General features: G+C 59.6%; 21 protein-coding genes. 10 read left to right on the forward strand and 11 right to left on the reverse strand.

Going from position 1 to position 17,405, the window contains the following annotated elements:
• The first annotated feature begins 23 nt into the window (after window positions 1-23).
• The 7 genes from D1224_RS03640 (at window position 24) to ctrA (ending at window position 5,166) form a co-directional block, all read left to right on the forward strand.
• Window positions 24-668 carry a hypothetical protein gene (locus D1224_RS03640; protein ID WP_182482153.1) on the forward strand — a complete coding sequence of 215 codons (645 nt, stop codon included), beginning with the start codon at window positions 24-26 and terminating at the stop codon, window positions 666-668.
• Complete coding sequence (locus D1224_RS03645; protein WP_119378564.1) at window positions 665-1,606, forward strand: FliG C-terminal domain-containing protein; 942 nt, start codon at window positions 665-667, stop codon at window positions 1,604-1,606. The genes D1224_RS03640 and D1224_RS03645 overlap by 4 nt, the downstream gene beginning before the upstream one ends.
• A complete protein-coding gene (locus tag D1224_RS03650) occupies window positions 1,603-1,965 on the forward strand; it encodes a hypothetical protein (RefSeq protein ID WP_119378565.1) in 363 nt (120 codons plus the stop codon). Before D1224_RS03645 ends, D1224_RS03650 begins: the two co-directional genes overlap by 4 nt.
• A gap of 94 nt (window positions 1,966-2,059) precedes the next feature.
• Window positions 2,060-2,317 carry a FliM/FliN family flagellar motor switch protein gene (locus tag D1224_RS03655; RefSeq protein ID WP_119378566.1) on the forward strand — a complete coding sequence of 86 codons (258 nt, stop codon included), beginning with the start codon at window positions 2,060-2,062 and terminating at the stop codon, window positions 2,315-2,317.
• A gap of 144 nt (window positions 2,318-2,461) precedes the next feature.
• The gene (locus D1224_RS03660) at window positions 2,462-3,469 is read left to right on the forward strand and encodes a flagellar biosynthesis protein FlhF (protein WP_233350382.1); all 1,008 of its coding nucleotides are present in this window, start codon (window positions 2,462-2,464) and stop codon (window positions 3,467-3,469) included.
• A gap of 1 nt (window position 3,470) precedes the next feature.
• Complete coding sequence (locus D1224_RS03665; RefSeq protein ID WP_119378567.1) at window positions 3,471-4,322, forward strand: nucleotide-binding protein; 852 nt, start codon at window positions 3,471-3,473, stop codon at window positions 4,320-4,322.
• Window positions 4,323-4,446: 124 nt separating this feature from the next.
• Window positions 4,447-5,166 carry a response regulator transcription factor CtrA gene (gene ctrA, locus D1224_RS03670; protein WP_119378568.1) on the forward strand — a complete coding sequence of 240 codons (720 nt, stop codon included), beginning with the start codon at window positions 4,447-4,449 and terminating at the stop codon, window positions 5,164-5,166.
• A gap of 74 nt (window positions 5,167-5,240) precedes the next feature.
• Here ctrA and D1224_RS03675 read toward each other — a convergent pair whose 3' ends face one another.
• The 4 genes from D1224_RS03675 to dnaK form a co-directional block, all read right to left on the reverse strand.
• On the reverse strand, window positions 5,241-6,722 hold the full coding sequence (locus D1224_RS03675; protein WP_119378569.1) for an aldehyde dehydrogenase family protein: 1,482 nt from the start codon (window positions 6,720-6,722) through the stop codon (window positions 5,241-5,243).
• Between the two features lie 93 nt (window positions 6,723-6,815).
• On the reverse strand, window positions 6,816-7,328 hold the full coding sequence (locus D1224_RS03680) for a hypothetical protein (RefSeq protein WP_119378570.1): 513 nt from the start codon (window positions 7,326-7,328) through the stop codon (window positions 6,816-6,818).
• Window positions 7,325-8,662, reverse strand: coding sequence for a mechanosensitive ion channel family protein (locus D1224_RS03685; RefSeq protein ID WP_119378571.1), 1,338 nt, complete (start codon window positions 8,660-8,662; stop codon window positions 7,325-7,327). The genes D1224_RS03680 and D1224_RS03685 overlap by 4 nt, the downstream gene beginning before the upstream one ends.
• 112 nt (window positions 8,663-8,774) lie before the next feature.
• The gene (gene dnaK / locus D1224_RS03690) at window positions 8,775-10,685 is read right to left on the reverse strand and encodes a molecular chaperone DnaK (protein WP_119378572.1); all 1,911 of its coding nucleotides are present in this window, start codon (window positions 10,683-10,685) and stop codon (window positions 8,775-8,777) included.
• Between the two features lie 269 nt (window positions 10,686-10,954).
• Here dnaK and D1224_RS03695 point away from each other — a divergent pair, with 269 nt between their 5' ends.
• On the forward strand, window positions 10,955-11,200 hold the full coding sequence (locus D1224_RS03695; RefSeq protein ID WP_119378573.1) for a DUF2061 domain-containing protein: 246 nt from the start codon (window positions 10,955-10,957) through the stop codon (window positions 11,198-11,200).
• On the opposite strand, the gene D1224_RS03700 is transcribed toward D1224_RS03695, so the two are convergent.
• Both D1224_RS03700 and hrcA read right to left on the reverse strand, forming a co-directional pair.
• Window positions 11,197-11,796 (reverse strand): nucleotide exchange factor GrpE, encoded by a 600-nt coding sequence (locus D1224_RS03700; protein ID WP_119378574.1) that lies wholly within the window; start codon window positions 11,794-11,796, stop codon window positions 11,197-11,199. The genes D1224_RS03695 and D1224_RS03700 overlap by 4 nt on opposite strands.
• A 19-nt stretch (window positions 11,797-11,815) precedes the next feature.
• Window positions 11,816-12,892, reverse strand: a complete 1,077-nt coding sequence (gene hrcA, locus D1224_RS03705) for a heat-inducible transcriptional repressor HrcA (RefSeq protein ID WP_119378575.1) — start codon at window positions 12,890-12,892, stop codon at window positions 11,816-11,818.
• Window positions 12,893-12,980: 88 nt separating this feature from the next.
• On the opposite strand from hrcA, the gene D1224_RS03710 reads away from it, so the two are divergent.
• Both D1224_RS03710 and rph read left to right on the forward strand, forming a co-directional pair.
• Window positions 12,981-14,378, forward strand: a complete 1,398-nt coding sequence (locus tag D1224_RS03710; RefSeq protein ID WP_119378576.1) for an MFS transporter — start codon at window positions 12,981-12,983, stop codon at window positions 14,376-14,378.
• Window positions 14,378-15,103, forward strand: a complete 726-nt coding sequence (gene rph, locus D1224_RS03715) for a ribonuclease PH (protein ID WP_119378577.1) — start codon at window positions 14,378-14,380, stop codon at window positions 15,101-15,103. The genes D1224_RS03710 and rph overlap by 1 nt, the downstream gene beginning before the upstream one ends.
• A gap of 55 nt (window positions 15,104-15,158) precedes the next feature.
• Here the strand turns inward: rph and D1224_RS03720 are convergent, their stop codons facing one another.
• The 5 genes from D1224_RS03720 to D1224_RS03740 all read right to left on the reverse strand — a co-directional run bounded on the left by D1224_RS03720 (window position 15,159) and on the right by D1224_RS03740 (window position 17,395).
• Window positions 15,159-15,596: a group III truncated hemoglobin gene (locus D1224_RS03720; RefSeq protein ID WP_119378578.1), complete on the reverse strand. Its 438-nt coding sequence runs from the start codon at window positions 15,594-15,596 to the stop codon at window positions 15,159-15,161.
• Between the two features lie 56 nt (window positions 15,597-15,652).
• Window positions 15,653-16,156, reverse strand: coding sequence for a CreA family protein (locus D1224_RS03725; RefSeq protein WP_119378579.1), 504 nt, complete (start codon window positions 16,154-16,156; stop codon window positions 15,653-15,655).
• A 158-nt stretch (window positions 16,157-16,314) separates the two neighbouring features.
• Window positions 16,315-16,617 carry a GIY-YIG nuclease family protein gene (locus tag D1224_RS03730; protein ID WP_119378580.1) on the reverse strand — a complete coding sequence of 101 codons (303 nt, stop codon included), beginning with the start codon at window positions 16,615-16,617 and terminating at the stop codon, window positions 16,315-16,317.
• Window positions 16,618-16,626: 9 nt separating this feature from the next.
• Window positions 16,627-16,872, reverse strand: coding sequence for a helix-turn-helix domain-containing protein (locus D1224_RS03735; protein WP_119378581.1), 246 nt, complete (start codon window positions 16,870-16,872; stop codon window positions 16,627-16,629).
• Window positions 16,873-16,888: 16 nt separating this feature from the next.
• Window positions 16,889-17,395 carry a DUF2975 domain-containing protein gene (locus D1224_RS03740; protein WP_233350383.1) on the reverse strand — a complete coding sequence of 169 codons (507 nt, stop codon included), beginning with the start codon at window positions 17,393-17,395 and terminating at the stop codon, window positions 16,889-16,891.
• Window positions 17,396-17,405 lie beyond the last annotated feature (10 nt).

A 17,405-nucleotide genomic window follows, 5' to 3' on the forward strand; every position in this document is an offset into this window, starting at 1 on the left:
TTATGCCAGGAGGCACGCGGCTGGTGGCGCTCATTGCGCTCGCCATCACTGCGTGCCTTTTCGCATGGCGTGCCAACACGCTGCTGTCCGATGGTGCGCCGTCAGCAGAGGCGCAGACCTTCGAGCAGCGTCAGCTGACCAACCTGCTTGAGCCGGTGTTCGGTGCCCGGAATGTCCGTGTCGCAACGCACACGGGCAGCGATGGCAACCAGCAATTCCTGCTTCTGGTTAATTCCACCGAGCGCAGCGTGCCTGTCGACCGGACGGTGTTCGACCGCGTTGTCACCATTCTCGAGACGACGGCAGGATATGATCGCGCCGCAGACAGCCTGCACATCCAGCCTTTCGCATTCGCGCCCGGCACCGCTGGCGGGCTCCAGCAAGTCGAGTTGTATGAGCTCGGCGCGCTCGGCGCTGTCGCTCTACTCATCCTGATTTATATGCTATTTCCTTCGCGCTCACGCGATGAGGTCACTGACCCGTTTCCACGCGCTGAGGCACCGCTTGAGCTGAAACCCGCAAGCCAGATGATGCGATCACCAGCAGAGCCGGCACAAGCTGCGAATGAGGACGAGTTTATCGATGTCCAAGAAGCCGCCATGCGCGACCCGAAAGCAATTGCGCAGGTTGTTCGTGGATGGCTCTCATCAGATGAGGGCGAGAAATGAGCCTTCCAGCACTCCAGCAGCCAGACACAACGGCCCGTGCCGGTAACCAGCCGGGACTGAACCGCGCCGCACGTCTTATGCGAATGCTTGGCCCTGCGGCCGCAGGCGTGTGGGACGAACTTTCAGCTGGCGAGACGGCGAACCTTCGCCAGGCCATGACTGCAGGGCCGATCCAGCCGCGTGCAGAAGATGCCGACGAACTTCGCCGCGCCCTCTCCCGGCAACCGGACCTGTCGGCCAATGAGCCGCAGAATATCTGGCAGCGCCTCTGCGACCTTGAGGCCGGCGCACTTGCCGGAATGCTTCAGGCGGAACACCCCCAGACGCTGTCGCTGATCCTGTCGCAAATGCCCGCGCCCGGCGCAGCGAAGCTTGTGCACGCCCTACCCCGCCCGGCTGCGATCAAGGCGATGCGGGGGCTCATGTTGCTTGGTCCGGTCCACCCAGCCACATTGAGAACGATCGAAGCCCAGCTTGAAGCACTCGCTGCAACGCGCACCGATGGCTTCAAAGCAGCCGGTCCAGTCGGCGTCGCCCGTATCTTCGACAGGCTGAGCAACGGACTTGAGACATCCTTCCTCAAGGCTCTTGAGGCATCCGACCCGGGCTGCGCCGCGCGGATCCGTGGGCACATGTTCACGTTTGACGACCTCGCCGCGCTTGAACCTGCCGCGATCCAGACCGTGCTGTCGCAGGTCGATCGCTCAGTCCTGTCACTGGCACTGAAAGGCGCCGACGCTCCGGTTCGTGAGGTCTTCCTTAAGAACATGACCAAACGCGCCGGTGAGCTTCTCGTCTCCGAGATCGATGCGACGGGCCCCGTGAAACGCTCGCGCGTCGAAGCAGCTCGCGCGGAGATTACCGACATTGCCCGCCATCTTGCGCGCCGCGGCGACATTCTTGCGCGCGATGACATAGACGATGAGCTGATCGAATGAGCGCCGCCCGCCAGCAGACCGTTACCCCGTTCGAATTTCGCAGCGATTTCAGCGCGCCTGCCCCGCCCCCCACGGGACCTGAGAAAATCGCCATCAGCATCTCCGAGCTCGCAGCACTTCTGGACGATACACGCCGCAGCACGCTCGACATGGTGCGTGACCGCGAAGCGAAGGCACGCAATGCCGCCATCGAGCGGTCATCGGACGCGCTGAGGATCGCGCTGCTGCAGATCGTCGAGCTTGCAAATGCGCTTGAGAAAGCATCGATTTCCGAAAGTGTCCGACAGGACGCAAAAGCACGAATTCGCAAGATTGCATCCGAGCTCGTTGACGGACAGGGCAATCTCTTCCAAGGGTGATTCGAACCTGAAATTTTGAGGGCGAGGTCGCGCGGTAACCCGCGCGAAACCTTTTCGGCCAACCTTCAACACCAAGACCGGGAGGAGCGATACGATGAGCGGGCGTGCGTCTGGATCAAATCTGCTGGATGTGCCTGTGCGAGTCGATGTCATTCTCGGCGAGGCGCGAATCCCCATTGAGAAACTGAGCGCCATGCGCGGCGGCGAGGTCATCGCACTGGAGCGATTCATTAATGAACCTGTGGACATCTACGTGTCCGACCAGCTTCTGGCGCGCGGGCGTCTGATCGTCAGCAATGGACAGCTGGGCGTGAAACTCTCTGAAATTCTTCATGAAAAGCAGGCGGCCTAGCCAAAGCTTCGCCTCTGCCCATCAACACCCACCTGACTTTTCATGCACGAAAGTCTGGGGATAACTCTGCCAGTCCTAACAGATTGACAGAATTCGTTAACCTTTCTCGCCGACAACCGATCTCCAGAATGGAGTGATTTGCTCATGCGCATGAAAATGTTCGCAGCCGAGAGTCTGGAAGCGGCAAAGGCCATGATCTTTGCCGAGATGGGTGACGACGCCATCATTCTCTCGGAACGCGAAGTCCCCGGCGGTGTTGAAGTCCGCGCTGCAACCGACAAGCTCGGCGGCGGCATGGTTCCAAGCGAGCCACGCTTTGTAACCCGTATCGACCGCACTGGCGTCATGGGCCGTCCGCAGGAAAATCCACTACGCAATCGCGTGCGTGACGCGCTTCTATGGCATGGCGCGCCGCCGCGCTTTGCAGACCGCGTGGCCGATGCCGGTATTCCAGCCAGCGTCAAGTCCAGCGACCCTGCTGACATCCTCGCCTGCGGCCTCGATGCGCTGATCAGCTGCGACCCTATTGCCGCGCGCCCGGTACGCGACATCATTCTTGTCGGACCGCCAGGACATGGCCGCACAGCAACCGCCGCAAAGCTGACCCGCCGGGCTGCCGTTGCTGACACGCGTATCCTGCCTGTCGCGGCCGACCTCGACGCAACTGCCGGCGGCGCGCAACTCGCAGCCTATCTTGAGCTTGAGCAGGAGCAGATCCGCGTCGCACGCACGCCAGATGACCTTTTCGAGCTGCTGCGCACCGCGCGCGAAGATGGCGACCGCTGCGTGATCGACCTTCCGGCCATCGTTCCTTTCGACCGTGAGGACATGGCCAGCCTGAAAGACCTGATTGCCGTTATTGACGCTGAACCTGTTCTCGTCATATCGGCCGAAGGCCACCCTGATGATCTCGCCGATGCTGCGCACGCTTTTGCAGATGCCGGTGTAAAGCGCGCGATCGTCTCCAAACTGGATGTGACGCGAAGGCGCGGCGGTATTGTCGCGGCGCTTAGCGGCGCTGGCATATCCTTCGCCCAACTCGGGATCACCCCGTTCATCGGCGGCGGACTCACGCCCGCGACACCGGCCCGGCTATCAAAGATCCTGCTGGAAGAAGCTTCAGCAGATTTCGCACTGAGAGGAGCTGCATGAGATGAGCTTCATGCTTCCAAAATCGATGGACAGACCAAAAGCGCCGCAAGGCAAGTCTCATCACAGACGCGTTGAACCGGGTTCGATCATAGCGGTCGCATCCGGGAAAGGTGGTGTGGGAAAGACGTTCATGTCGATCACACTGGCCAGTGCCTTTGCCCAGCAGGGGCAGAGGACGCTTCTTGTTGATGGCGACCTCGGTCTTGCAAACGTAGACGTCCAGCTCGGCATTGAACCGATCACCGACATCGCAGCGGTTATCGCAGGCTGGGTTGAGCTTGAAGACGCGGTGACGCCGGTTGATGGCGGCACTGGCGATGGTGGCTTCGATGTGCTGCCGGGCCGCTCTGGCTCTGGCGCACTGGCAGAGCTCTCTTCCGATGAAGTGTCGCGCCTCGCGGCCGGCCTGACGACGCTGTCGCTGCAATACGACAAGATCATTCTCGATCTGGGCGCCGGCATCGAAGCCAATTGCATGCGTCTCGCGCGCGCCGCCGACAAGGCCTTGATCGTGATCACGGACGACCCGTCATCCATGACCGACGGCTACGCCTTCATGAAGGTTCTTCGTGGCTATGCCCCGGACGTCGACCAGCACGTGGCGATCAACCAGGCGGCGAACCGCGCCATGGGCCAACAGACCTATGAGGCGATCGCCATGGCCTGCCGGAAGTTCCAAGGCTATCGCCCACCGCTCGCCGGGATCGTCCACCGTGACGAGAAAGTGCGCGAAGCGGTGCGCTGCCAGCGGACGCTGATTTCAACCGATCCGACGGCGCAGCCTATCCAGGATGCGATCGCTATCGCACAGACATTTATCGGCCGCTCAGGCGGACGCGATCTGCATTATTAAGAGGTGTGAACAAAATGGGGCAATTAATCACCAGTGTTAAACTGTTGGTAATTCTCGCTCCATAGATTCACATTGGTTAACGGGGCGGCTACGGTGTCGCTAGACTGATTCGGGAGAGTGACACATGCGAGTGCTTCTAATTGAGGATGACAGCTCCGTCGCACGCAGCATCGAACTGATGCTCAAGGCGGCTGGCTTCAACATCTATACCACCGACCTCGGCGAAGAGGGCGTGGACCTCGGCAAGGTGTATGAATACGACATCATCGTACTCGACCTCGACCTGCCGGATATCTCCGGTTACGACGTGCTCAAGCAGCTGCGCATGGCCCGCATCAACACGCCGGTCCTGATCCTCTCCGGTAATCCAGACATTGAAGCGAAGGTGAAGACCCTCGGCTACGGCGCTGACGACTACCTCACCAAGCCATTCAACAAGGATGAGCTGATTGCCCGCATCACGGCGATCGTTCGCCGCTCCAAGGGCCATGCCGAAAGCGTCATTCGCACTGGCGAAATCGTCGTCAACCTCGACTCCAAGACGGTTGAGGTCGAAGGCGACCGCGTGCACCTCACCGGCAAGGAATACCAGATGTTCGAGCTGCTCTCGCTCCGCAAGGGCGTGACGCTCACCAAGGAAATGTTCCTGAACCACCTCTATGGCGGCATGGACGAGCCTGAACTCAAGATCATCGACGTTTTCATCTGTAAGCTCCGCAAGAAGCTCGCAAAAGCGACTGCGACCTCCGACAATCCGGACGGCGAGCATTACATCGAGACCGTCTGGGGCCGTGGCTATGTGCTGCGCGACCCGAAAAAGAAAGAAGACGCGATCGCTGCCTAGCGGACGCCTTCAAACCGAACAGTCAGGAAACCCCGGCCCCAGAGCCGGGGTTTTTCTTTGGCCGCCGCCCTGCCCTAGCCAAGATCATCGAGCGAGTAAGGATACTGGCGCGGCGTGCGCTGGATCGTGATCCAGTGATCAGTGGTGAAGGCGTCGACCGCCCAGCGTCCATTGAACCGACCGATGCCTGAATTCTTTTCGCCGCCAAACGGGCTGAAGGGCGAGTCGTTGACCGGCTGGTCGTTCACATGGGTCATGCCTGCCTCAACTTGCTTGGCGAACGCCACGCCGCGTTCAATGTCACCGGAAAAGACGGAGCTGGAAAGTCCGTACTCGGTCTTGTTCGCAAGCCGCAGCGCGTCAGCCTCGTCCATTGCTCGAACGATGGGGGCGACAGGGCCGAATATTTCATTGGTGCAGAGACACGAGTCCTGATCAACATCGACAAAGACGTGAGGCGGAATGACGAGGCCGTCGCGCTCACCGCTGAGACGGCAGTCAGCGCCTTCTGCCTTTGCCTTCTCAATCAGCTCCATCACGCCATCAGCCTGGTCTTCATTCACCAGCGGTCCAACAAAGGTGTCGGGCTCTGACGGGTCGCCGACCTTCAACGCCTTTGCGCGAGCGACAAACCTGGCGGAGAACTCATCAAAGACACTGTCGTCGACGATGATGCGGTTGATCGCCATACAGATCTGACCTGCATGCATGAACTTGCCCCAGATTGCCGCATCGACAGCCGCGTCGATATCCGCGTCATCCAGCACCACAATCGGACCATTCCCGCCAAGCTCCAGCTCAAGCGGTTTCAGGATAGCTGACTGCGCAACCGTCTCTGCGATACCGCGCCCGACCGGCGTAGAGCCGGTAAATGAAACGAGACGCGGGATTTCATGTTCGACCAGCGCCGTACCCACGTCAGAGCCCCCGCCTGGAAGCACGCTAACCAGCCCCTCGGGAAAGCCTGCCTCTTCCAGCAATTTCGCAAAGATCGTTCCGCCGGTCACAATGGAGTCGCTGGCTGGTTTCAGCACGACGGCGTTGCCGACAGCCAGCGCCGGCGCAAGCGTGCGGGCAGTCAGCTGCAGCGGGAAATTCCAGGGGCTGATCAGGGCGATGACACCGACAGGCTGGCGATAGGCTCGCGATTCCTTACCGGGGATATCCTCTGGCAAAATTCGGCCTTCGACCATGAAGGGCAGGACCGCAGCCTCGCGCAGCACGCCAAGGACGAGTTGAACCTCGAGCGCAGCCTTGACCTGGGTTCCACCAATCTCGCGCGTAATCCACCCCATCACCTCTTCACGGCGCGCCTCTAGCGTGTCTGCGAGCACTGACATCTTGGCTGAGCGTGCAGAGGGCGGAAGTGCCGCCCATTCGGTTTGCGCGGCTTTGGCTGCCTTGCAGGCTTCATCGACATCATCGGGCGTTGCCGCCTTCATCTCGAAAATGGTTTCGCCTGTGTACGGGTTCTTGTTCGTCAGGGCCTTTCCAGTGCCCTCACGCCACTTACCGGCAAGAAATATCTGGTCGAGATCGGTATAAGCGTCAGTCATGGGAGCTCCTGTAAGTCAGACAGAAGCTAGAATTCCCGTGCGCACTGTCACGTTCCGCTGGTGCGACATGCTGCAAACCGACGGGTCGATAGTTCAGGCGCCAATAATATCGCGTAATCCAGACAGAAAACGCCGGACGTCGGTTTCTACCGCCGACAATTCGAAAGTCTCCAGACTGGCTTCGGTCCACACAGCCTCTGGCGCCAGCATTTTCAGGAGAGCGGTGTGTTCTTCTCGCTGTGCCTGGCTCAGGGGCAGTCCATCAGCTTCGCGCAGCAGCAATAGCAACTCATGTACTCGCCGCATAAGGTGAAAGGCACGGCTCATGCGTGACATCAGCGCCGGATCTTCACGCCATGTGCTGCCCCTGAAGACATCCTGAACGACGCGCTGACCTGCCCCGTGGCAATCGAAGGCTACGCAGCCTTTGAAGCCACGATCTGACAACTGGTCATGAATACGGCAGCCAAAGCAGGCATCGAGATGCTGGCAAGGCTCGCCCCCTGCCTTGTCAAAAGCGAAAGCCGCAGACTTGTCGAAAGGCAGCAGCACGCAGCAGAGCGCCGCGCACTGGCTACAATCTGCCTCGAGTGACGGAAAGGTCACTCGCCATCCTCTCCGCCGCCAGCTTCGCTCGCCTTGTCGCCACCCTCGCCGTCAACCGCACGCCCTTTTGGCTGAGGCCCCTTGGTGGAGCGACCACGGCCCTTGGCAGAGCCCTTCACGCTCTCGCTGCGGTTCTTGGAAGGCATGTCTGTGTCCGCGTCCGCATCATCCTCGTCCTCACCGGGCGGGTTGAACGTTTCTGGCGCAAAGCCGTCCGGCATCTTCTCGAAATAGAGAGACCGGCTCGGGAAAGCGAAGCTCGCCTCATGCTCCTCGACCGTCTTCTTGATGAAGAAGGCAAGCTGTTCCTTGATGGCTAGCCATTCGCCCCAGGTCGTCGTCTTGGTGAAGCAGTAGACCATGAGGTTCACAGCTGAATCGCCGAACTCATCGATATGGACAAAGGTGGAGACATCGGATGCGGCCGCAAAATCGTCCGTCTTCTCGATGTAATCCGCAACAGCGCCGCGAATGCTGTTCAACGTCTCGCTATCAGTGCGATACTCAAGGCCAATCTTCCAGTAGATCCGGCGATGCGTCATGCGCGAGAAATTGACGAGCGGATTGTCGGCGAGTTTGGCGTTCGGCACATAGACCGGCGCCTTGTCGAAGCGGCGCACTGTCGTGGAGCGAAAGCCGACATCCTCTACTGTCCCCTCGACGACACCATCGACAAAGACCCAGTCGCCCTTTGCGAGACGCTGTTCGGCGATAATCGTCATCCCGGCAATCAGGTTCTTGAAGAGGTCCTGCGCGCCAAGGGCCACGGCAACTGAAAGAAGCGAGAGCGAGGCGAGGAACGGGATGACCGGGATGCCCCAGACATTCAGGATGGCCGCACCTCCGATGAAGACGATCACGCCCTGAAGGATGCGTGTCACCCATCCGATGAAGGTATCGCCAAGCACTTGCTGGACCCGCCCGGCAAGCTGCAGGAGTGGCTTCACGAGCCGGTAGAGCGCCCAGAAGATCGCGAAGATAATGACTGACTGGGTCAGCGAGATAAAGAAGGTGTCGACGTCGCCCTCTGCCCCCATGGCCTGCGCGGCAAAGAAGATACCTGCGGCGACCGGCAGGAGCGAGATTGGCGCCTTCAGCGCCTCAACCAGCTTGTCGTCAAACTCGGTCTCGGTCTCTCCCGCCATCTTGCCGATCGTCGCAACGATGATCTTCGCAATCAGACCGCGCGCGAAGAAGGCGATCAGGAGGATGACCAGTGCGAGCACGCCGCGCCCGATGGGCTGACCTAGAAAGCCTGTATTGAGCACACTCTCGACCTGACCCCAGAAATCCTGAAGTGACTGAACGAAGCCAAGTTCGGTAAGCTGTTCCATCGATGCTTCCCATTGTTGAGCCCATGCGCCTCAGACGCCCTGCCCTGTCTTGTAATAGCAAAACGCCCCGCAAGTATGTTGCGGGGCGCTTCAGTGTCAGATGGGCGTAGGTTTAGGCCGACTTGCGGTCGTCGTCCACCTCTTCGAAGTCAGCGTCGACGACGTCGTCGTCGCTTGAGGCTGCATCGGTTTTCGCATCGGTTTCTGCAGCTTCTTCCTGCTGGCTGGCATAGATTGCCTCGCCCAGCTTCATGGCTGCGGTCATCAGCGCCTGATGCTTGGCCTGGATGTCTTCGAGGTTCTCGCCTTCTGCGGCTTTCTTCAGCTCTTCAGAGGCTTTCTCGATTTCAGCCTTCACTTCGGTGCCGACCTTGTCGCCATGCTCATCGAGCTGCTTCTCGGTCTGGTGAACCAGAGCTTCAGCACCGTTCTTGGCTTCGACCAGTTCGCGGCGTTGCTTGTCAGCCTCGGCGTTGGACTCTGCGTCCTTCATCATCGAGTTGATTTCATCGTCGGAAAGGCCGCCATTCGCCTGAATGGTGATCTTCTGCTCTTTATTGGTCGCCTTGTCCTTGGCCGACACGTTCACGATGCCATTGGCGTCGATGTCGAAGGTAACCTCAATCTGCGGGACGCCGCGCGGGGCAGCTGGCAGGCCTTCGAGGTTGAACTGGCCGAGGATCTTGTTGTCAGCAGCCATCTCGCGCTCACCCTGGAAGACGCGGATTGTCACGGCCGGCTGATTGTCTTCAGCGGTCGAGAAAGTTTGCGACTTCTTGGTCGGGATCGTGGTGTTGCGGTCGATGAGTCGCGTGAACACACCGCCCAGCGTCTCGATGCCGAGCGATAGCGGGGTCACGTCGAGAAGGACAACATCCTTCACGTCGCCTTGCAGAACACCGCCCTGGATCGCTGCACCAATGGCAACAACCTCATCAGGGTTCACACCCTTGTGCGGCTCCTTGCCGAAGAAGTCCTTCACGGCAGCCTGGACAGCCGGCATGCGGGTCATGCCGCCAACGAGAACGACTTCGTCGATTTCGGAGGTCGACTTGCCAGCGTCGGCCAGCGCCTTCTTGCATGGCTCGATCGTGCGCTTCACGAGATCCTCGACGAGGCTCTCATACTTGGCGCGGCTCAGCTTGATGTTGAGGTGCTTTGGACCGGACTGGTCAGCCGTGATGAATGGCAGGTTCACTTCGTACTGCGTGGCAGACGACAGTTCCTTCTTTGCCTTCTCGGCTTCTTCCTTCAGGCGCTGGAGAGCCAGCTTGTCCTTGGACAGATCAATGCCCTGATCCTTCTTGAACTCGCTGACGAGGAAATCAACGATACGAAGGTCGAAGTCCTCACCGCCGAGGAAGGTGTCACCATTGGTCGACAGAACTTCGAAGACACCATCGCCAATCTCGAGCAGCGAGACGTCGAACGTACCACCGCCGAGGTCGTAGACGGCAATCGTCTTGTTCTCTTCCTTGTCGAGACCATAGGCCAGCGCAGCAGCCGTCGGCTCGTTGATGATGCGCAGGACTTCAAGGCCCGCAATCTTGCCGGCGTCCTTGGTAGCCTGACGCTGGGCGTCGTTGAAGTAAGCCGGAACCGTAATGACGGCCTGCGTGACTTCCTCGCCGAGATAGTTCTCAGCGGTTTCTTTCATCTTGGTCAGGATGAAAGCGGAAATTTCCTGCGGCGCGTATTCCTTGTCGCGGCCTTTGACCCAGGCGTCGCCTCCCTTGCCCTTCACGATCTCGAAGGGCGAAATCGCCTTGTCCTTCTGCGCCGTCGGGTCGTCGAACTGACGGCCGATCAGGCGCTTGATCGCATAAAAGGTGAAATCAGGGTTGGTGACGGCCTGACGGCGCGCCGGCATACCGATGAGGCGTTCGCCGCCTTCGGTGAAAGCAACCACGGACGGAGTGGTACGTGCGCCTTCTGCGTTTTCAATGACCTTGGCTTCCTTGCCATCCATGACGGCAACACAGCTGTTCGTGGTGCCGAGGTCGATACCGATAATCTTTCCCATTTCTACTCTCTCTTCTTTCAGCCGCCGCCATTTCGTTTTTCAGGGCCTGTCGAGGCAGCACCCCGAAACAGCGGCTCTACGGGTTGAGATGTGCGCCTGCCATCATTGGCAAACACGTCCTACCGCTGCGATATGGGAAGGCCTTTTGCTGGCTCAAGAGGCTGGATCACATTTGAGTGAGCCTACCCCTGTTTGCTATTGATAAATTCGATGCATCCATTGCGAATAATAGTCTGGAACTCTAGCTCGCGCCGCCTACTTTCATTGGCATGTCCAGTTTGTTGCCCCGCCTGCCTCGTGCAGTTGCCAAAACGATCACCTACAGCGTCATGCACCTCATTGTTGCGGTGTCGGTTGCTTATGCGCTGACAGGCAATCTAGCCATCTCACTTGGCATTGGCCTCATTGAACCTGCGGTCCAGACAGTGGCCTATATGCTTCATGAAGATGTATGGCGAAGGGCCGGGAGCCGGGACGAGGCGCCGAACGCCGAACCTGGCCCCTACAACGCCTAGTTTGCCGGGCCTGAGCTGACAGCGACAATGGCCGCCCGCAGGGTACGCTCACCGATTTTCCAGCCCGACTGAAAAGTCTGCGCAATCGTGCCTGACGGGTGCTCGGACGGGATCTGGCTGACGGCTTCGTGCTTGTTCGGGTCGAAAGTTGCGCCCGCCTCTGCATCGATAGCGGTGACGCCATGCTTGGCGAGCTTCGCATGCAGTTCCTTCTGGGTCATCTCGACGCCGCCAAGAAGGTTTTGGCCAGCTTCGGTCAGGACGTCGCGTTCCTCATCCGGCAGGGCTTCCAGCGCCCTTGCGAGATTGTCGGAAACGCTGAGAAGGTCGCCTGCGAACTTTTCTACCGCATAGGTGCGCGCGTCGACAATCTCCTTCTGGGAGCGTTTGCGGACGTTCTCCATCTCTGCATGGGCACGCAGCACCTGGTCTTTCAGGGCCGTGACCTCGCCTTCCAGCTCAGCAATTCGTGTTTCAGCGTCCGGTTCGCGGTTGTCGGCTTCTGCAGCCTCTTCCAGCACCTCGGACTCCGGAGAGCCTGCGTCGAGGTTTTCAGTTTCTACCGCTTCTGGGGGACGCTTCTGATCTTCAGTCATGTTCGCTTCCGTTTGCTCTTCACTTCTGGCGCTCGCCGAGTATCTGGCTGACGATACGTGCGGTATAGTCAACCATCGGAATAACCCTTGCATAGTTTAGCCGGGTCGGACCGATCACGCCGAGTGCGCCGATAACCTGTCTTGAGGCGTTCATATAGGGGGCAACAATCAGGCTTGAACCCGATAACGGAAAAAGCCTGTTTTCAGCACCGATGAAAAGGCGCACCCCTTCAGCTTCGCGTGTGGAGTCCAGCACGTCCAGCAGCCCTTTCTGACGATCCAGGATGTCGAATAGCTGGCGGACCTGCTCCATATCGTCGGCCGCACGCGAATCAGAAAGAAGGTTGGCGCGCCCGTGCACGATCAGCGCGCGTTCCTCGCCCGGAACTTCGCCTGCCCATTCAGCCAGACCTTTTTCGACCAAAGAGGTCGCTGCTGCATCGAGCTCGGCACGTCTTTCGGCGATTTCGCTCCGGATGGCCAAAGCTGCTTCGCGCAGAGTACGCCCCTTCATCCGCGCGGCGAGATAATTGCCGGCCTCGATGAGTGTCGTGACAGGCAAGCCCTTTGGTATGGGCACAAGACGATTTTCGACTTCGCCCAGCTCATCAACAAGAATGCAAAGTGCCTCACCCGTCGCCAGCGGGACAAACTCGACATGGCGGACAGGCCGCTCGCGTGTCGGCGAAGAGACAAGCCCTGCCCCACCTGCAAGGCCGGAAAGAATAGATGAGGCTTCTTTCAGAACACCCTGAAGGTCCCGTCCGTTGGCGCGAAGTCGATCCTCGATAGCGCCGCGATCATTCTCGACAGGTTCACCAATCTCCAGGAAGCCATCGACAAAAAGGCGTAGCCCGATATGGGTCGGCATCCGACCGGCAGAGATATGGGGGCTGTCCAGAAGGCCAAGCTCTGTCAGGTCCGACATCACATTGCGAATAGAGGCGGGCGAAAGGCCGATCCCGCTTTTCGACAGGGTGCGGGAGCCCACCGGCTCACCGGTTTCCAAATAGGTTTCGACGATCTCCCGGAAGATGGAGCGGGAGCGCTCATCAAGGCTCTGAAGAAGGCCGGTTGGTTTGAAATTCTCGGTCATAGGCGCGAATTTCCAGGCTTTGCAATCGCGAGTTTAATCGGTTGTTTTTCTCTTGGACGCGGACCGCAAATGGGTTTCAGTCTGATCCATGTCCAGTGTGCCAACGAAACTGTCTACCTCACAAGTGATTGCCTACGGCTCGGTCGGAATCCCCTTCGGGGCGGTCGGCCTGCCAATGGCGGTCTTCATCGCCCCTTTCTATGCCGAACAGATGGGCCTCGGCACTGCCATGGTCGGGATTATCTTCATGATCCTGCGATTCTGGGACCTGTTCTCAGACCCGGTCATGGGCTGGCTGGTTGATACCAAGCCGTCGCGCATGGGCAAGATCAAGCACTGGCTGATCATCGCGGTGCCCATCCTGCTCCCGGCCGTCTGGCTTCTCTATAACCCGATCGGGCCTCCGGTCTCGCCGCTTTTCCTCGGCATCATTTTGTTCATCTTCTATATCGGCACGACGATGATCACCACGCCGCACCAAGCCTGGGCGCCGTCGGTTGCACGCTCTTATGACGAGCGTTCACGCCTGTTCATGTGGCGCGAACTTTTCACCATCTCGACCATGCTCGTCATGCTCGCATTGCCCTCACTACTTGAAAGGTTTGGCGGGGTTACCTTTGCCCAGCAGATATCGATCATGGGCTGGTTCCTGATCATCGCCCTGCCGGTCACCGTCGGCGCGGCCGTCTGGCTCGTCCCGGACCCGCAGCCTGACCCGAACGCCCCGAAGGCCAGTTTCCATCCGTCCGCCATTCTTGAAGCGCTTCGTCAGCAGACCCTGTGGCGGCTGCTGGCTACAGAGATCTTCATCGGGATCGCCATTGCTGGCACAGCTGGCACATTCCTCTTTGCTTCCTTCTGGGGCTTCGGCGTGGGTCATGGCGCCGCATCCCTGATCCTGATGGCGCATTTCATTGCCGGTTTCGCGGCGATGCCCGTCTGGGTCTGGCTGTCCAAGCGCACCGAGAAATATGTGGCCATGCGATATGTCTGCGTGTGGTCCGCCATCACCTATATTGTCTATTTCCCGCTTTCGGTGTTCGGCGGCGGCATTGTACCGCTTCTGATCGCCGCCGTCATTTCAGGCTTCGGATATGGCTCGCCCTTCATTCTAGTGCGTTCCATGATGGCCGACCTTGTCGAGGCTGAAGAAGCGCGCGGCGGGGCCAACCGGGCGGGTCTTTTCTTCTCTCTGATGTCGGGCGCCTACAAGACCGGGGCAAGCTTCGCCATCGGCATTCCCTACATCCTTCTCGGCGTCCTCGTCGGCTTCAATCCGGCAGGCGAGAACTCGCCAGAGACCGTGCGCGGCCTCATGGCCGTCTTTGTCGGGGTGCCAGTGGTGTCCTACGCCCTCGCCGCAATCCTGATCTGGAAGTACCCGATCACCCGCGCCGTACAGGCAAAGGCAGCAGAAGCCATGAGCGGGGGTGGACAAGCCAATCTCGAGTCGCTTCACCCGCCGGTGAAAGAAGGAGATCTCTGATGGCTGACCTTATCCGCCCATCCGGCCGCGCCGCCGACCAGCTACGCGACATCGTGCTCGAAACCAATGTGACCCGCTATGCCGAAGGCTCATGCCTTGCAAAGTTCGGCCACACACACGTGCTCTGCACCGCAAGCTGGCAAGACAACGTCCCGCCATGGCTACGTGGGCAGGGCAAGGGCTGGGTCACCGGCGAATACGGCATGCTACCACGCGCGACGCACACACGCGGTCGCCGCGAGGCTGCCGCCGGCAAACAGTCTGGCCGCACGCAGGAAATCCAGCGTCTGATCGGCCGCTCGCTGCGATCTGTCGTAGACCTTACCGCGCTCGGCGAAAACCAGCTCACCATCGACTGTGACGTCATCCAGGCCGATGGCGGCACGCGGACAGCCTCGATCACGGGCGGCTTCGTCGCCATGGCCCTCGCCCTGAAATACATGCGTGAAGAGGGCGTCATCAAGACTGACCCGATCCAGAAACAGGCAGCGGCCATTTCAGTCGGCCTCTACAAAGACCACCCGGTTCTCGACCTCGATTACCCGGAAGACTCCGGCGGCGAAGGCGACATGAATGTCGTGATGAGCTCAGACGGCGGCTTCATCGAAATTCAGGGCACCGGCGAAGAACGCCCGATGACCCGGCCTGAAGTCGAGGAAATGATGCGGCTGGCAGAAAAGGGCTGTACGGAACTCTTCGAGGCGCAGAAGAAGGCGATTGGTTAGCTTTAAGTCCCCACTCTATCCCTCCCCATTTCGCGGGGAGGGATAGGGCGGGGCCCTAGCCCCGCTCCAGACCCTCCAGCCCGAACATCGCGAGCTGCAAACTTTGCGCGATCCGCTCGGCGCGAACCATGAAATAATCCACGGTTTCAGCGCCCGGCGCGATATCCTCCAGCGTGCGCCTGAACAGACCGAGCCATTCGCCGAAATCCTCACGCCTGACGCCCTCAAGCTTCGTGTGCGCGGGCACGGGCTTGCCAGAGTAGCGCCCGGCATTCATCGCGACAGAGGCCCAGAAGTCCTTCAGCTTCGCGAGATGGTCAGGCCAGTCATCAATCTCACCATCGAAGATCGGCCCGAGGCGGTCGTGCTCTCTCACGCGCCCATAGAAGGTCTCCACGAGCTTCGAGATGAAGACGTCATCAATACCAAGGCTGGCGGCATGGGCCTGAATATCGCGGCGTCGCTCCTCAGCAGAGCGTGTCTGATAGGTCATGACTTGCGCGTGCCATAACAGGGCCAAGCCCGTCCATACGCAGATGTACCGAGGCCTTACTCCACCACAGGCTTCTCCCGGCCCTCCCACGTGACATCGGCGTCCCAGAGCGGCACCGTGGAGAGGCTCATCTTGGCGGAGCCGTCGACCGGCTTGCGCGAGAATGAGACATACATCATCGCGTCGCTTGCAGGATCGTAGATCCGGCGCACGGCGAGTTGCTTGAAAATAAGCGAGCGCCCACGGTCCCAGACTTCCTCGCCAGAGCGATCGAGATCGATCCGGCCGATCGTGACGGGGCCGGTCTTCAGGCAGGAAATGGAGGAGTTTGACGGATCCTCGAACCAGTTACCCTTGCCGATCCGGTCCCAGACGCCGCGGTCGAAATAGGCGATATGGCAGGTAATACCCGGCACTTTCGGATCCTGCAGACGGTCAATCTTGATCTCGTTACCGAGCCAGTCATTCTTGAACTCGCCAACTTCGCGGTCGCCGCCGCCACATGCGGCAAGGGTGAGAGCGGTGAGAAGAATGGCTGCGCCTCTATACAATTGCATCATGGGGTCCCCGGTGATCCTGCTCGAAGCAATGCGTCGCCTGAAAAATGGTTGCCTCCCCACGGCTTGGCCGTGGGGTCCATCTCCTAAATTGCGCGAGCCGCGAGGTCAGAAGCTGGGTGCCACGGACAAGCCGTGGCAAGTCAAAGACTGAGAGGCCATTATGTGAACGGAAGTGTCATCGTAAGGTCCTTCCAGTCGGGATTGACCTCTTCAATCAAATTTATTTTCCACTGCCTCGGCCATGCCTTCAGCCGCCTTTCGCGGTGTAATGCTGCCGAGATATCCTGATGGAATTCGCACCAGACAAGCCGGTTACAACCATACTTTGCCGTGAAGACAGAACCCTGACCTGATTTGTGCTGGCCGATCCGGGTCCACAGATCTGACGTCGATCCTGTATAGAGCGTCCCGTTCTTGCGGTTCGCCATCATGTAGGTCGCGATCAGGTCGTACCGCGCCATATCCGGACCCTAAGCGGCAGCTTCATCCTCGCCTTCGGCAGCGCCGTCGCCTTCTTCGTCGAAGATGAGAATGTCGCCCGGCTGGCAGCCCAGCTCACGGCAGAGCGCCTCAAGCGTCGAGAAACGTACCGCCTTTGCCTTGCCGGTCTTCAGGATCGACAGATTGGCGAGGGTCACGCCGACGCGGTCAGAGAGTTCTGTCAGAGACATGCGGCGCTCGAGGAGCACGCGGTCAAGAGTTACGCGAATGGCCATATAGGGTGAGGCCCTCCTAAATCGTCATCTTCTCTTCCTCGCGCAGGCGGCTTCCTTCACGGAAGACCTGCGCAAGAACGAAGAGCGCGATGACTGCCGCCCAGGCGGCAAGGTTGATGCTGAGCCTCAAGGGCTGGTCGCTGCCAAGGTCGACAAAGGCATTGAGGAGAATAACGGTCAGATAGCGCGCAAGTTCGATTGCGCCGATTGCCATCGCAATTCGGGTAAGGCGCGGCCCGTTTTCAGGCACGAACGGGTCGCCGCTGGCAAGGGTGGAAAGGATGCTACGCAACTGGATACAGACATAGATAATGCCCGGCGCGAAGACGGCGAGCCCTGCAAGCCCTGCAATAAACTGGCCCGGCGCGACACCTTCGACATAGGCTTCCATGCCGGGAACACGCATGACGCCGCCATTCAGGCTGCCTATGAGTCCGACACCGATCAGGATGAAGGCGATAATGCCGCTCAGGATCGCGATCCAGATCACGACCTGCATCAGTCCCGAAAGAAAGGCAGCCATGGAGTTATGC

The organism is Henriciella barbarensis, assembly GCF_003576345.1.
Lineage (GTDB): Bacteria > Pseudomonadota > Alphaproteobacteria > Caulobacterales > Hyphomonadaceae > Henriciella > Henriciella barbarensis.

Bases quoted from the DNA above. Each gene is read 5' to 3' on its own strand.
- D1224_RS03645 (WP_119378564.1), top strand. From the start codon at position 665: ATGAGCCTTCCAGCACTCCAGCAGCCAGACACAACGGCCCGTGCCGGT.
- D1224_RS03650 (WP_119378565.1), top strand. From the start codon at position 1,603: ATGAGCGCCGCCCGCCAGCAGACCGTTACCCCGTTCGAATTTCGCAGC.
- D1224_RS03655 (WP_119378566.1), top strand. From the start codon at position 2,060: ATGAGCGGGCGTGCGTCTGGATCAAATCTGCTGGATGTGCCTGTGCGA.
- D1224_RS03660 (WP_233350382.1), top strand. From the start codon at position 2,462: ATGCGCATGAAAATGTTCGCAGCCGAGAGTCTGGAAGCGGCAAAGGCC.
- D1224_RS03665 (WP_119378567.1), top strand. From the start codon at position 3,471: ATGAGCTTCATGCTTCCAAAATCGATGGACAGACCAAAAGCGCCGCAA.
- ctrA (WP_119378568.1), top strand. From the start codon at position 4,447: ATGCGAGTGCTTCTAATTGAGGATGACAGCTCCGTCGCACGCAGCATC.
- D1224_RS03675 (WP_119378569.1), bottom strand. From the start codon at position 6,722: ATGACTGACGCTTATACCGATCTCGACCAGATATTTCTTGCCGGTAAG.
- D1224_RS03685 (WP_119378571.1), bottom strand. From the start codon at position 8,662: ATGGAACAGCTTACCGAACTTGGCTTCGTTCAGTCACTTCAGGATTTC.
- dnaK (WP_119378572.1), bottom strand. From the start codon at position 10,685: ATGGGAAAGATTATCGGTATCGACCTCGGCACCACGAACAGCTGTGTT.
- D1224_RS03695 (WP_119378573.1), top strand. From the start codon at position 10,955: ATGTCCAGTTTGTTGCCCCGCCTGCCTCGTGCAGTTGCCAAAACGATC.
- D1224_RS03700 (WP_119378574.1), bottom strand. From the start codon at position 11,796: ATGACTGAAGATCAGAAGCGTCCCCCAGAAGCGGTAGAAACTGAAAAC.
- hrcA (WP_119378575.1), bottom strand. From the start codon at position 12,892: ATGACCGAGAATTTCAAACCAACCGGCCTTCTTCAGAGCCTTGATGAG.
- D1224_RS03710 (WP_119378576.1), top strand. From the start codon at position 12,981: ATGTCCAGTGTGCCAACGAAACTGTCTACCTCACAAGTGATTGCCTAC.
- rph (WP_119378577.1), top strand. From the start codon at position 14,378: ATGGCTGACCTTATCCGCCCATCCGGCCGCGCCGCCGACCAGCTACGC.
- D1224_RS03720 (WP_119378578.1), bottom strand. From the start codon at position 15,596: ATGACCTATCAGACACGCTCTGCTGAGGAGCGACGCCGCGATATTCAG.
- D1224_RS03725 (WP_119378579.1), bottom strand. From the start codon at position 16,156: ATGATGCAATTGTATAGAGGCGCAGCCATTCTTCTCACCGCTCTCACC.
- D1224_RS03730 (WP_119378580.1), bottom strand. From the start codon at position 16,617: ATGGCGCGGTACGACCTGATCGCGACCTACATGATGGCGAACCGCAAG.
- D1224_RS03735 (WP_119378581.1), bottom strand. From the start codon at position 16,872: ATGGCCATTCGCGTAACTCTTGACCGCGTGCTCCTCGAGCGCCGCATG.
- D1224_RS03740 (WP_233350383.1), bottom strand. From the start codon at position 17,395: ATGGCTGCCTTTCTTTCGGGACTGATGCAGGTCGTGATCTGGATCGCG.